The sequence below is a fragment of the Arcticibacter tournemirensis genome (genome assembly GCF_006716645.1).
Classification (GTDB): domain Bacteria; phylum Bacteroidota; class Bacteroidia; order Sphingobacteriales; family Sphingobacteriaceae; genus Arcticibacter; species Arcticibacter tournemirensis.
Genome location: NZ_VFPL01000001.1, coordinates 3,688,748 through 3,700,845 on the forward strand (window position 1 = coordinate 3,688,748; position 12,098 = coordinate 3,700,845).

General features: G+C 39.9%; 14 protein-coding genes. 5 read left to right on the forward strand and 9 right to left on the reverse strand.

All coding sequences use genetic code 11. From position 1 onward, the window contains the following. Nucleotides 1-2: 2 nt before the first annotated feature. Nucleotides 3-230, reverse strand: coding sequence for a hypothetical protein (locus tag BDE36_RS15505; protein WP_141815598.1), 228 nt, complete (start codon nucleotides 228-230; stop codon nucleotides 3-5). Nucleotides 231-448: 218 nt separating this feature from the next. Between BDE36_RS15505 and BDE36_RS15510 the strand changes: the two genes are divergently transcribed. Next, nucleotides 449-1,057 carry an RNA polymerase sigma factor gene (locus BDE36_RS15510; RefSeq protein WP_161987639.1) on the forward strand — a complete coding sequence of 203 codons (609 nt, stop codon included), beginning with the start codon at nucleotides 449-451 and terminating at the stop codon, nucleotides 1,055-1,057. A gap of 56 nt (nucleotides 1,058-1,113) precedes the next feature. Here the strand turns inward: BDE36_RS15510 and BDE36_RS15515 are convergent, their stop codons facing one another. Further along, nucleotides 1,114-1,593, reverse strand: coding sequence for a Dps family protein (locus tag BDE36_RS15515; protein WP_128767726.1), 480 nt, complete (start codon nucleotides 1,591-1,593; stop codon nucleotides 1,114-1,116). Nucleotides 1,594-1,639: 46 nt separating this feature from the next. Then, nucleotides 1,640-2,941: an NfeD family protein gene (locus BDE36_RS15520; protein ID WP_235904282.1), complete on the reverse strand. Its 1,302-nt coding sequence runs from the start codon at nucleotides 2,939-2,941 to the stop codon at nucleotides 1,640-1,642. A gap of 62 nt (nucleotides 2,942-3,003) precedes the next feature. Here BDE36_RS15520 and BDE36_RS15525 point away from each other — a divergent pair, with 62 nt between their 5' ends. From BDE36_RS15525 to htpG, 4 genes are all read left to right on the forward strand, one after another. Then, nucleotides 3,004-3,774, forward strand: a complete 771-nt coding sequence (locus BDE36_RS15525) for a DUF4905 domain-containing protein (RefSeq protein ID WP_141815601.1) — start codon at nucleotides 3,004-3,006, stop codon at nucleotides 3,772-3,774. A 29-nt stretch (nucleotides 3,775-3,803) separates the two neighbouring features. Beyond that, the gene (locus tag BDE36_RS15530; protein ID WP_128767729.1) at nucleotides 3,804-4,652 is read left to right on the forward strand and encodes a septal ring lytic transglycosylase RlpA family protein; all 849 of its coding nucleotides are present in this window, start codon (nucleotides 3,804-3,806) and stop codon (nucleotides 4,650-4,652) included. Continuing rightward, nucleotides 4,645-5,286: a uridine kinase family protein gene (locus BDE36_RS15535; protein ID WP_141815602.1), complete on the forward strand. Its 642-nt coding sequence runs from the start codon at nucleotides 4,645-4,647 to the stop codon at nucleotides 5,284-5,286. Before BDE36_RS15530 ends, BDE36_RS15535 begins: the two co-directional genes overlap by 8 nt. A 349-nt stretch (nucleotides 5,287-5,635) precedes the next feature. Further along, nucleotides 5,636-7,519 (forward strand): molecular chaperone HtpG, encoded by a 1,884-nt coding sequence (gene htpG / locus BDE36_RS15540; RefSeq protein ID WP_141815603.1) that lies wholly within the window; start codon nucleotides 5,636-5,638, stop codon nucleotides 7,517-7,519. A 98-nt stretch (nucleotides 7,520-7,617) separates the two neighbouring features. Here htpG and BDE36_RS15545 read toward each other — a convergent pair whose 3' ends face one another. The 6 genes from BDE36_RS15545 to BDE36_RS15570 all read right to left on the reverse strand — a co-directional run bounded on the left by BDE36_RS15545 (nucleotide 7,618) and on the right by BDE36_RS15570 (nucleotide 12,019). Then, entirely contained in the window at nucleotides 7,618-8,766 is a 1,149-nt protein-coding gene (locus BDE36_RS15545; RefSeq protein ID WP_141815604.1) for a porin, read from the reverse strand. 146 nt (nucleotides 8,767-8,912) lie between these two features. Further along, entirely contained in the window at nucleotides 8,913-9,266 is a 354-nt protein-coding gene (locus tag BDE36_RS15550; RefSeq protein WP_141815605.1) for a hypothetical protein, read from the reverse strand. 131 nt (nucleotides 9,267-9,397) lie between these two features. Then, nucleotides 9,398-9,931 (reverse strand): hypothetical protein, encoded by a 534-nt coding sequence (locus tag BDE36_RS15555; RefSeq protein ID WP_141815606.1) that lies wholly within the window; start codon nucleotides 9,929-9,931, stop codon nucleotides 9,398-9,400. Between the two features lie 18 nt (nucleotides 9,932-9,949). Beyond that, entirely contained in the window at nucleotides 9,950-10,297 is a 348-nt protein-coding gene (locus BDE36_RS15560; RefSeq protein WP_141815607.1) for an STAS domain-containing protein, read from the reverse strand. A 30-nt stretch (nucleotides 10,298-10,327) separates the two neighbouring features. Beyond that, on the reverse strand, nucleotides 10,328-11,467 hold the full coding sequence (locus BDE36_RS15565; RefSeq protein ID WP_141815608.1) for a fused response regulator/phosphatase: 1,140 nt from the start codon (nucleotides 11,465-11,467) through the stop codon (nucleotides 10,328-10,330). A 6-nt stretch (nucleotides 11,468-11,473) separates the two neighbouring features. Further along, nucleotides 11,474-12,019 (reverse strand): hypothetical protein, encoded by a 546-nt coding sequence (locus BDE36_RS15570; RefSeq protein WP_141815609.1) that lies wholly within the window; start codon nucleotides 12,017-12,019, stop codon nucleotides 11,474-11,476. Between the last annotated feature and the right edge of the window lie 79 nt (nucleotides 12,020-12,098).

Sequence of the window (12,098 nt, forward strand, 5' to 3'; positions counted from 1 at the left end):
TCTTATAAAAGATTTAAGAAGTAAAAAAACGAACCTTCTGCAAGGAAAAGGAATAACACAGTAAGCACTCCTATCAACGTCCTCCCTCTCGAAGAATGCAAAAACTTATCCTTCGATATTGTTTGTTCCTTAGGAAGAACAGAACCAGAAAACGCAATAAAGCCAATAACCAGTCCCGAAAATACGACAACTGACAGCATCAGTATTACGAAGGTTAGTATGATAATCATATCTGAAAAAATTTAAGAACTGTAACAACAGAGCTAATTATCCAATAATAAGAGAATCTTTCTGTGTACTAAACCACGAACATGTGTATCTCACTACAAACCACTTGTAGTTTACAAAACCGTCAATGTTAAATACTACGGGTATTTACGACCTGCTTTTTAGTAGATACTTTTATCTAAATCACTTAGAATAAATGATTCCGAAAGAAAAAAAAGATATGAAAAGGAAAGATAAATTCAGTTCGGATATTGATGCGGTTAAGGCATTTACAGAGGGCGATCAATCAGCTTTCAATTACTTATACCATAAGCATTATACATACGTTTACGACTTCGCATCCAAACGGCTGAACTACAATAAAGGTCTTGCCAGTGATATCTCCTCTCAGACCTTTGTGAACTTTTACAAATACGCCGGACGCTTCAATATTCACTATAACATTAAGCTAGGCTCCTTTTTATGTGAGATTGCAAACAATCTGATTATTGACAATTACAGAAAACTTCAGCGGCAGGTTGAACTGAATGGTTATTCTTTATCTGCTTGCCAGAATGAATCAGGGGAATTAACAATAAGAGACACTTCATGCCTCTCTCCTGAAAAAATTCTCGACAGGAAAATAGTAAGTACCATACTGTATTCGCAGATCGCGAAGCTTGATACTATATCAAATAAAATCCTTATTTATTTCTACAAGGAGGAGATGACGTATCAGGAAATCTGCACAAAGCTTGACCTTCCACTTCATCTTGTAAAAACCAAGCTTTTCAGGGCAAAACAGAAACTGCGGTGTTCTTTAAGGAACAGCGGCTTAAGATATTCTTAAAAGCAAAAAGCATCAGAAAATCTGATGCCTTTTGCTTTTAAGAACCACATTATCTGTTAATCAGTGCCGCAGAATGACCTCAACATCCAGGCGTTCTTTTCTTTAAACTGCATAAACTTATTGATCATGTCGTTAGTTCCATCATCACCACTTTCGGCTGTCGACTCCATTATCTCCCGCTCAATCTCGATCAGAGTAGTGAAATCCTCAAGTATGGCATGTACCAACTTTACATCCTGAACGCCCACTGTATTAATTTCTTTAATACGGGCCGTATCGATATAATCCTTATAGGTACTTAAAGGTGCCTGACCAAGTGTTAATATCCTTTCAGCTAGCTCGTCGATTGTGGCTATGGCATTTGTATATAACTCCTCGAATTTCACGTGCAGCGTAAAAAAGCTCTTGCCTTTTACGTTCCAGTGGCAACCTCTTAGTTTCTGGTAATGAATATGGTAATTTGCCAGCAAATCATTCAATTGATCGACTATGGGTCGTACTTTCACTTCGTCAAGTCCGATTTCTTCTGTTTTCATAACTTTTAATATTTATACCTAAAACCCAAATATACGACATAAGGTTTTAAGCGTTTTTTTTCCTTACAAAGACGTTATAGTTCTCCTGCTTTTCTATACTTACTTCACTTCCTTTAACGATGTATCCGTCGAGCGCTACAGCATCATACCATTTGCCCTCTACTTCAATCTTTCCCGATGGCCGCATATCCGTTTTTGCAATACCGCTTTTGCCGAGCAAGTCTTCTTTTTGTCTCCCGCTAACATAGCCCATTTGCGAGCGTTGTTCATCCTGCAATACCAGCCGCTGAAAGACCGGAGTCTTCAATAAAGATTTGCCAAGAAGCACAGATATAACAATTGCCCCTACCATCGAACCAACAACAAGCAATAGCGCCCGGCTCAACTGCTCTGACCCGGTTACAGTAAAGTCAAAGAAATCGTTCGTAACAAGGCTTAACACCAGACCTCCAATAACACAAAGGATCCCGAGGATACCGGCAACTCCAAAACCTGGTATTACAAAGACTTCCAGAACAATAAGGATTACACCAACTATAAATAAGACTATCTCCCAGTGGGCGGCCAGGCCTTCCAGATAGAGAGGAGCAAAAAACAACAAAGCAGCGGTGATAGAAACAAGCAGTGCAAAACCGATACCGGGTGCCTGCATTTCAAAGTAAATTCCCCCGATAATCAGAAGGATCAATATCCCGCTTACAGCAGGAGAAATAAGAAAAGCAATGATCTTATCTGTAAAAGTAACCTGATGTGTGATCACATCTGCATTATCAAGCCCCTCTTTTAACAGCACTTCATTAATATTTGATACCTCTGCTTTGCAAAAACCGATTCTTACTGCTTCACCGCTTGTAAGAGTAAGCACCTTCCCTTTTGCGACTACACCCGGGATATCAACATCAGGATCAACAAAAGCCTCTGCTATGCGTGGATTCCTCCCTTTCGCCTCGGCTGTTGCCCGCATAAGCCCGCGCATATACGACTGGTATTTTTCTGGCATGACCTCGCCCTGAGGGTTCACAACGCTTGCGGCACCAATTCCAGCACCCTTTTTCATATAGATCTGATCGCATGCCAGGGCGATAAGAGCCCCTGCAGAGGCCGCATTATTATCAATAAAAACAAGGGTTTTCATAGGAGCATTTAAAATAGCGGTCCTTATTGAATCAGCATAGTCCACCATTCCTCCGAAGGTATTCATCCTTATCAGAACAGTGCCAGCCTGTTGTTCGGAGGCCTTCTCAAAAGCCTTTTTCGTTAAACGCCAGGCGGATGGTCCTATTTCCTCCCTCATATCAAAAACATACACTTTACCCCTTGTTTGAGCTAAGGCAGGTAATACATTCATTAAAAACAAACAGATTAAGAGGATGCCTTTACAATAGCGGTTCATAATTATTACTTTTGAAAATGTCTTCAACAAATAAATATACAGTAAAACTCACCCTTTGTGAAAAGTTTAAAGGAATAATCTGGAAAGTTGAAACAGACTATAAGTTAAATATAGTTGCTATCGAAACAAGAGACGCAGAAAGTCACACCACTGCTATTTCGGCTTTCGACTTCAGTACCGGACGATGCCTTTTCAAAGAACTGCAGGTTGAAGACAGCTGGAACTGGGGGCTAGACCGCGTGACTTCGGGTATAATCTTTGTCCACGGATATATATCAGAAAAAAGTCCCGAACATAAAGGGATTATTGCGCTTAATGAGCTTGGAGAAGTAGCATGGCAGCACTATAATAAAACGCTTTATACGATCGGCGAGGAAGGGTTAATTGCGTATAACCCCTCCGTGCAGCCACGGATGCTTGAATTACTCTCACCTCAAAACGGGCAAATGATTAAATATGGGATAAAGGAGTATAATTCTGTTCACAGAGATATTATTGTCCCTGAGGTCGTAAACCAGGATGCATTACCAGACAAATCACTGGCCGAAAACATAGCTGGTCCCATTCTTTTTGCGCAATTAAAAGGCAAGGATATCTTTTCGTTCCATATGGTCAACGGAAATACTTTTTCACAGAAACTAGTTGTATATGAACACGATAACATCATACTAAACGAGTTTCTTGCGATTAACATACAAAAGTTCAACCCAGAGGCGTTTTTTATTGAACACAATCATTTATTCTGTATACGCAATAACAAACAGGAATTTGTTTCGTATTTAGTATAATTGCAACCTTTAAATAAGAGAAAAAACAAATGCGTTCTATACTGGCAGTTTTTTGCATTATTTTTACATCAAGTGCTTTTGGCAACTTAAGAGATTCAGTAGGCGTAGAAAACGTCAATGGCAAACAGGTAGTCTTACATCGCGTAGCAGCCAAAGAAAGTTATTATTCAATCAGCCGTTTATATCATGTTCTTCCTAAAGATATTATTGACTTGAACAAGGTTAAAACGCTGCAGCCTGGAATTACATTGAGGATCCCTACCAACAGAGATTATATTCAGCCGGGGACTCAGCCAAAAGCTGCTGCAGCCTTGCCAGCTGAAGATTTGATAGATTATAAGGTGGGACCAAAAGAAACTCTATTTGCGATCGCCAAACGGTTTAATACAAATATCGACGAGATTAAAAGAATTAATAACCTCAAAAGCAATAACCTTAGCGTCGGGCAGATTATAAAGGTTAGACAGGGCGGTTCGTCAGTGCCCCCTCCCGTATCAACCCCTCAGGCGTCAGACAGCTCACCTGCGATAATCCCAGCAGATTCTGATTCTGCTGCGGCCGATAATACGAGGATACACCCAAACAGGTACGGAGTAACGGAAAAAACCGAGCGTGGCGCAGCGGTATGGATTAGCGACGAACACCTTGATGCTACGAAGATGCTGGCATTACACCGAACGGCTCCTATTGGTACTGTCATTAAAATAACCAACCCTATGAGTGGGAAAAGTACTTTTGCAAAAGTTGTAGGCAAGTACACCGAGAACGAGACAACAAAAGACGTTATTATCGTTATCACAAAAGCTACCGCCGATTTGCTGGGTGCATTAGACAAGAGATTTCAGGTTAATATAGATTACGGTGTGCCAAATGAATAAACCTTTTATAATTGGCATTGCCGGGGGAAGCGGCTCTGGAAAGACTTTTTTCCTAAAATGTTTTTTAAGCTATTTCGCTGATGATCAAATATGCCTGGTATCCCAGGATGATTATTATAAACCCCTCAAAGAACAACCCATAGATCAAAATGGATGGGTCAACTTCGACCTTCCTCAATGTATTGATGATCAAAAGCTGCTTGATGATCTGAATACTCTTCTGCAGGGCGGAACAATCCAGAAAAAAGAATATACATTTAATGTCTCTGCGGATAAAGCGAAGATGCTAACCATCCGATCTGCGCCAATTATCATTGTAGAAGGCCTGTTTATTTTTCATTTCAGTAAGATAGCTGCCCTTTTTGATATGCGGATTTTCATGGATGCAGAAGAGGAAATTACTCTAAACAGAAGGATTAAACGGGATACAGCCGAAAGGGGATATACACAGGATATGATCATGTATCAATGGGTAAACCACGTATTACCTGCATATAACGCTTACCTGCTCCCATATAAGGGCACTGCAGATAAGGTCATTCTCAATAACACGCATGTTGCCGATGATATTATTGCAGTTACTGAAACTCTTTCAAATGAGCTAAAAACAAAGATACTACTTTCGGAACCGTAACTTCATGTAACACCAGGCATACAATAAAAGCTTATATTTATATTAAGTGCATGTACAAAAGGGAATTTGATTTGTGTGGAATGGAAAAGAGCGATACCGCTGCTATCTGTAATAAGGGTGTAAGCGCATGCTGCACTGGCTGCATATATAAAAAGTGCTGCAAGAAATATAAAAAAGGCAAACGCTGTAAGGATTGTCCGAAAGCATAAAACTACGTTCGTATCTAAACCGCATCATTTGTCGCATCACCTAAAGGAGCAAATATTATTCTGTCAAAATGGCAATCTTCCAAGTTTGGAACACCCCTTGATAATAAGGACTCAAACAGAAAGTAAAATTTCAATATACTATGCAAGAAAAAGGAACCATTTCGATTCACACCGAAAACATTTTCCCCATTATTAAGAAGTTCTTATACTCAGATAATGAAATATTTCTGAGAGAACTGGTGTCTAATGCAGTTGATGCTACACAGAAGATTAAAAGACTTTCTTCTTTAAACCAGTATCAGGGCGAGCTTGGTGACCTGCAGGTAGAAATCGCCTTCGACGAAGAAAAGAAAACGCTAACCATTTCCGACAGAGGAATTGGTATGACTGCTGAAGAAATAAAAAAATATATTAATCAGATAGCCTTCTCAGGAGCCACTGAATTTGTTGAAAAGTTCAAAGACGCCAAAGATGCAAATGAGCTTATAGGAAAGTTTGGACTTGGTTTTTATTCAGCATTTATGGTGGCCGACAAAGTCGAGATTCAGACTCTTTCATATCAGGAAGGTGCCGAACCGGCCAGCTGGATCTGCGATGGCAGCACAGAGTTCGAGATCTTAGAGGGAACGCGGACAGAAAGAGGAACCGATATTATTCTTTACATCAATAAAGATTCAGAGGAATTCCTGAGCAAATACAAATTACAGGAAATTCTTGATAAATATTGTCGGTTCTTACCTGTACCTATAAAATTCGGTACCAAAACAGAATCTGAGCCAGATGGCGAAGATGAGGAAGGAAAACCCAAATATAAATCAGTAGAGGTTGACAACATCATCAATAACACTCAGCCTATCTGGACTAAGTCGCCGACGGAATTAAAAGATGAGGATTATCTTTCTTTCTATAAAGAACTGTATCCTTTCTCTGAAGATCCGCTCTTCTGGATACATCTGAATGTGGATTATCCATTCAACCTAACAGGAGTTCTTTACTTTCCTAAGATTAAAAACGACTTTGAGCTTCAGCGCAATAAGATAAAGCTCTTCTCGCGCCAGGTATTTATTACAGATGAGGTAAAAGATATCGTTCCCGAATTCCTCATGCTTCTTCACGGTGTGATTGATTCACCAGATATCCCTCTAAACGTTTCCAGAAGCTTTCTTCAGGCCGACAGTAGCGTAAAGAAGATCAACAACTACATCACGAAGAAGGTAGCCGACAAGCTGTCCGAGCTTTTCAAAAAAGACCGTAAAGCGTTTGAAGAAAAATGGCAGGATATCGGTCTCTTTGTTAAATATGGAATGATCAGTGAGGACAAGTTTTACGAAAAGGCTAAAGATTTTGCTCTCCTGGTAAATACAAAGAATGAATTTTATACCATCGATGAGTACCGGGATAAGGTAAAGGCTCAGCAGACCGACAAAGACGGTCAGGTAGTCTATATTTATACTAACGACGCCGCAAAGCAGGATACGTTCATTCAATCGGCAAACAAAAAGGATTACGACGTATTGCTGATGAATTCTCCTATAGATAATCACTTTATTAACCAACTGGAACAAAAGCTCGAGAAAACATCTCTTAAGCGGGTTGATGCGGATGTAACCGACAAGCTTATCAACAAGGAAGACAATCCACCTCATGTACTTACTGAAGAGCAATCAGTCAAGGTAAAATCGCTTTTTGAAAAAGCAATTCAGAAACCAAACATGAAGGTCGAAATAGAAAGCCTTAGTCCTGACGAGCTGCCTGTACACATCACCATGGATGAGTTTATGCGAAGGATGAAAGATATGGCGCAAATGGGTGGTGGGATGAACTTTTATGGTTCATTGCCAGAGAACTATAAAGTTGCCGTTAATGGCAATCATCCCTTGATCAGCCGCATTGTTAATACCGAAAATGAGGAAGAACAAAGTCAGCTTGCCAAACAGGCTTTTGACCTCGCGCTACTCTCGCAAGGCCTTTTAACTGGCGCCGATCTGACCGAGTTCGTTAAACGGAGTGTGCACCTGATCTAACCACAGACAGGAGAGCTGCATTAGCTCCATACGGCAATATAAAAAAAGCACAGCATAATAGTACGCTGTGCTTTTTTCATATTATTAGCTATTTATTCCTAAAATCTTACCTGCAATTGCACAACCCCTGTATTATGAGAGTATTGGACGGTATTCGGTATATCATGCTTATACATATCCATGCTGCAGCCAATTTCCAGGCGTGCGCAATAATCGTCAGCAAATTCAAAACTAACCATTGGCGTAATGGTCTGCCGGAGGTTCTCATTTATCTTGTAATTCTCGTCCAGATACTCATATCGGGATGAAAATTCAACAGAACGAAGACGAGGCAAACGACACTCATAACGAAGGTTCGGAAATACGTAAAATCCTCTGTTACGATACTGATCTATTCCTTTTTTCTCGGGATCAGGCGTTGCTGCATACGCCGAAAAATTAGTACCCTGCTTATATTCGCTGATAAGCTCGAGTTTCAGCTTATTGCATAAAGGGAAAACAGCTGATACATCAGCCCCCCAGGCATCTCCCTTTTGATTAACCCAACTTCCCTTGGCTGCATTAACCCCTAAACGAAAATCTTTTGCTAAATCAGCTTCTATTCTTCCGTAGTAGTTTTTCCGGTTATCATTATCTATAGTCTGGTTTCGGTTGTTTCCATTGTATACACCAGCATAGTAATGAAACGGCACTTTCCCCTTCGTATTTAAATCTCCATATACAGCGCCTCCCATCTGGAAGCTCTGCCATCCGCTTGCACCAAAAAGGTTGTACTGATTTGAATAATCCAGCGACTTAATGATGTCTGCCGGTAGCATGTCCTCCGGACCGAAAAAAGGCCTGAACTGCCCTACCTGAATATTAAACGCCTTACTTTTATGGTACCTGATAAAAGCGTTCTCAAGCACTTTATTAGCGGTATTCCCCGAAAACTCAGCAAAATTCAACAAAATCGCAGCATCAAAGTGATCGTTGATGTTTGCCCTCGTATTTAATCTGACTCTCCTCAATAGAAAGCTATTCGTGTTAGGTACTACATCATTTGTCTCGTTATAATGTTTGCCGTTTATATCAACATTATCTGTAAGAGAATACACATAACGCAATTGCATCATGCCAGACATAACAAGGCTGCGTTTAAAAGTTGAATAGTTTAAGATGGTAGAGTCGGGGGATGTCTTTGTATTAGCTTGAAGATTTCCTGCCATTGTAAGGGCAGTTAACGTTGCACAGATTATATATTTCATTAATAAAAATTATACCTGTGCAATTATAGGTCTTCATGAAGAAAGTAAATATGACGCTAGTCACGTCTTACTGTTTGGTTGAATAAATATTCGCTAGAATAGATAAGCTCTCTTCACACACTCAAGCGGCTCAACCAACCTGTCTTTCAGCGTTTCATTTCAAGACCGATTGCCTTCGCTACAAGACTCATTTTACTAAGCCAGTACTTAAGTAACTGTTCTTTTCCGACAGGATATTTAACTGATATTAAATATTCGCTCTTTCCCGAACCATTGTCCGGCGAACCACTCATAAAATCAAACGAAAGTGTGCTGTCTAAATACTTACCAAAATTATACTGCAACGCCATTGAAGCAGCCTTGATGTTCCCTGAAGTCCATTCCTCTTGTTCGTAAAGTTCTAATACTTCCCTTCCAGTGCGCCCAAGCAATACGGCCAGTTCTTCAGCCGAATACCCCTTGGCATGGGCCACTCCTTTTACAATTTTCCCAAAATGCATTACTAAAAAATAGATGCCAGATCAGATATAGGATCTTTCCGGCAATAAAACTAAACCCTTTTCTAAGCATCAATTTACAAAGAAAACATTGAAGAAACAAGGTAATTCCTTTATTCTAATCTTTTAGTTGACTAATTATTAAGATTAACCGTTGCACTAAATTTGTTAATCTTCTTATTGCTATCATATTCATAGGTAAAAACAGAGGATAACTTGGTAAGTATCAACAAACCGTAGTGTTCGGGAATGGATGAAGAAGAGTGGACGTCTTCAACCGGATATTCTTCTACCTCAAAACTCAACTGATTTTCCGACTGTATAACGGCACTCAAAGCGTAGAAATCACAGTTATAGATAACGGTCCTCTCCCCTTCCTTAAAATTGCTCAGAGGCCATTCCTGATGCTCATTTAACCTGAACACATTGCCTCCATCCAATTTACTTATCACAATAGAAGAAGAATCGAACTTAATTGTAATCAAACTAAGACCCGTACCCGAATGCTTCACGCCATTAGTAAGAAGCTCTATTACCAGTTGTTTGCATGCACTTATTTTATATGCCGGCAGGCCACCGCGGCAGTAACGCCCAATATCCAAAATAACCTCATTCAGTAAAGGGTATATTTCCCCGGTAGTGTTATGAAAAAAATAGTCCCTGATCACAAGCTGAAAAAATAAGTTCTACTTCTTTCTTAAAGATGAGCCCGAAAAAGATTCAGGCAGTTCATCGTAAATCAAAAAAACTTTATCCAGCCGTACCATCAAAAACAGGTTATAAAGATCTTTGTTAAGACCCGTTAAAGCGATATCTCCATCTTTTGAGATAGCATATTTCAGGGTCGAAACCAAAGCCGACAAATAAGTACTATCAATATAAACAACCTCGCTAAAGTCAACTATAATAAACTTATATCCTTTATCGGCAAAGCTAATGATGCTTTCTTTGAACTTCGCAGCAGACTCCAGGTTGGCCTCTGGATACTTAATCTTAGCAACGTAATAATCATTACGCTTATACACTTCTACCATAATATCTTAATACTAAACATATATTTTTCGTCACTTTCTCTCTATAAACAACAAGCTTCTGTCGTCAATCACCTCGCTGTCTGCCTGCTCAGAAAAAGTTTCCTTCTTTATTAACTCCATTGTGTTCTCTTGGCCCAGCAGCGGACCAACCTTCTCTACAAATAACCGGTAATCTGTTTTCGTCCCCCCCTTATTACGAAAGTCAGTCATACCATCTGTTACAATAATAAGCTGATCGCCGGGGAGCATATCTATAATCTGCTCATCATATTGACCGTCAGGCATCACACCAAGTAACATACCCGAAGATTGTACCTGCGAACAACTCCCCGCAGCCCGATTGTAATAAATGGGAGGCATGTCGCCGGCCCCGGTATAGCGGACTTCGGTTGTTTTATGATTGATCATTACCAACGACAAAGTAGATAGCACATCACTTAAAACGGGATCCAAATTAACAACCCTGTTAATCTTGTTTACAATGCTTGCCGTAGAAATATCCCCTTCAAAAACGCATAAACGAATGGCAGAACGGATATAACTTAAAAAGTTAAAAGAAAAAAACCAGGCGCCCCATTTCTTTCCCATAACGTCCCCCAATATAATAAAGGTATAATCGTCGCCGGTTGTTATAAAATCTATGAAATCCCCGCCAGGATAGTTTTCGAAAGATTGGTGCAGGAAGTCGAATTTAAAGCTTTCATTCTCGGGGGCCCGCTCTGGTACCGACCGTAAATTAAGTGCCCTCGCAGCTGCCCCGATTTCATGAATAGACTGTTCATGCTGTTTCCTTATGGTATCAAGTATATTCGTTAGTTTCGAAACCACAAGAGGGATAGGAGTATTTTTATCAATATAGTCTATCGCCTTCAGGTCCAGCCCTTTTTGCGCCAGCTCCTGATCGGCAAAGGATGTAAAAAAGACAAAAGGAACATTCCTCCAGCGTTTATCATTCAGAAGCATCTGCCTGAACTGGAAACCGTCCATAACAGGCATGCTATAATCAGAAAGTATAATATCCGGCGTTTCTTTCTCAAGCATCTGCAATGCCATCTTTACAGAGTCGGCCTTACGACATATAAAGCCCTTTCTGTAAAGCATCCGACAGATGAGAGTCAGTATAAAGCGGTCATCGTCGACCAGAAGGATCTTTTTTAGGCTGTCCGGCATATAGAATTACTGCGCCTTTAATTTAGCGCTGGTAAAGGAAGTAAACAACAAATATACACCCGAAAAAACAATTAACAATGATATCAGATCCATCAATGTAACCCCGTCATCAGGCGTGAAATAAAATATAGTGAACATTTCAAAATAAGGAGGAGCCGGCAGAATGATCATAGAAAAGCCTAACGTTATTAACAGTGCAGAAATAATTGCCATCACTATTTTCTTCATCCTTAAGCCTATAATCAATTTCCTCGAGGATGTACTGTCAAACTTATACGTTGACAGCAGCACCTCAAGATCGTCGGCTATTTCTATTCTCGACGACTTGCTGTCATCAAACTTTCGAAATTCCTCTATGTCATTGGCTGTTAATATCTTATTATCAACGGCCCTGTTAAATTTATCCTGCAGTTTTATTACGCGTTCGCTGTCAAGACCACTTTCCTCAAGCAAAACTATTAATTCATCGAGCTTTTGCTCAAGCGAAAGTTCCGCTTGGTCAAGCTTTTCAAAACGGCTCAACTCTTCGTCCAATCTCTTTCTTTTTTTCAAACCGCAACTTTTATATAACCTTTTTCGTACCCGCTATTGATTTTTTTAGCTAAACGTGTAAATTATCATTATTTTTTCC

Coding starts and splice junctions, on each gene's coding strand:
- htpG (WP_141815603.1), top strand. CDS start 5,636: ATGCAAGAAAAAGGAACCATTTCGATTCACACCGAAAACATTTTCCCC.
- BDE36_RS15510 (WP_161987639.1), top strand. CDS start 449: ATGAAAAGGAAAGATAAATTCAGTTCGGATATTGATGCGGTTAAGGCA.
- BDE36_RS15530 (WP_128767729.1), top strand. CDS start 3,804: ATGCGTTCTATACTGGCAGTTTTTTGCATTATTTTTACATCAAGTGCT.
- BDE36_RS15525 (WP_141815601.1), top strand. CDS start 3,004: ATGTCTTCAACAAATAAATATACAGTAAAACTCACCCTTTGTGAAAAG.
- BDE36_RS15545 (WP_141815604.1), bottom strand. CDS start 8,766: ATGAAATATATAATCTGTGCAACGTTAACTGCCCTTACAATGGCAGGA.
- BDE36_RS15560 (WP_141815607.1), bottom strand. CDS start 10,297: ATGGTAGAAGTGTATAAGCGTAATGATTATTACGTTGCTAAGATTAAG.
- BDE36_RS15515 (WP_128767726.1), bottom strand. CDS start 1,593: ATGAAAACAGAAGAAATCGGACTTGACGAAGTGAAAGTACGACCCATA.
- BDE36_RS15550 (WP_141815605.1), bottom strand. CDS start 9,266: ATGCATTTTGGGAAAATTGTAAAAGGAGTGGCCCATGCCAAGGGGTAT.
- BDE36_RS15565 (WP_141815608.1), bottom strand. CDS start 11,467: ATGCCGGACAGCCTAAAAAAGATCCTTCTGGTCGACGATGACCGCTTT.
- BDE36_RS15535 (WP_141815602.1), top strand. CDS start 4,645: ATGAATAAACCTTTTATAATTGGCATTGCCGGGGGAAGCGGCTCTGGA.
- BDE36_RS15505 (WP_141815598.1), bottom strand. CDS start 230: ATGATTATCATACTAACCTTCGTAATACTGATGCTGTCAGTTGTCGTA.
- BDE36_RS15520 (WP_235904282.1), bottom strand. CDS start 2,941: ATGAATGTATTACCTGCCTTAGCTCAAACAAGGGGTAAAGTGTATGTT.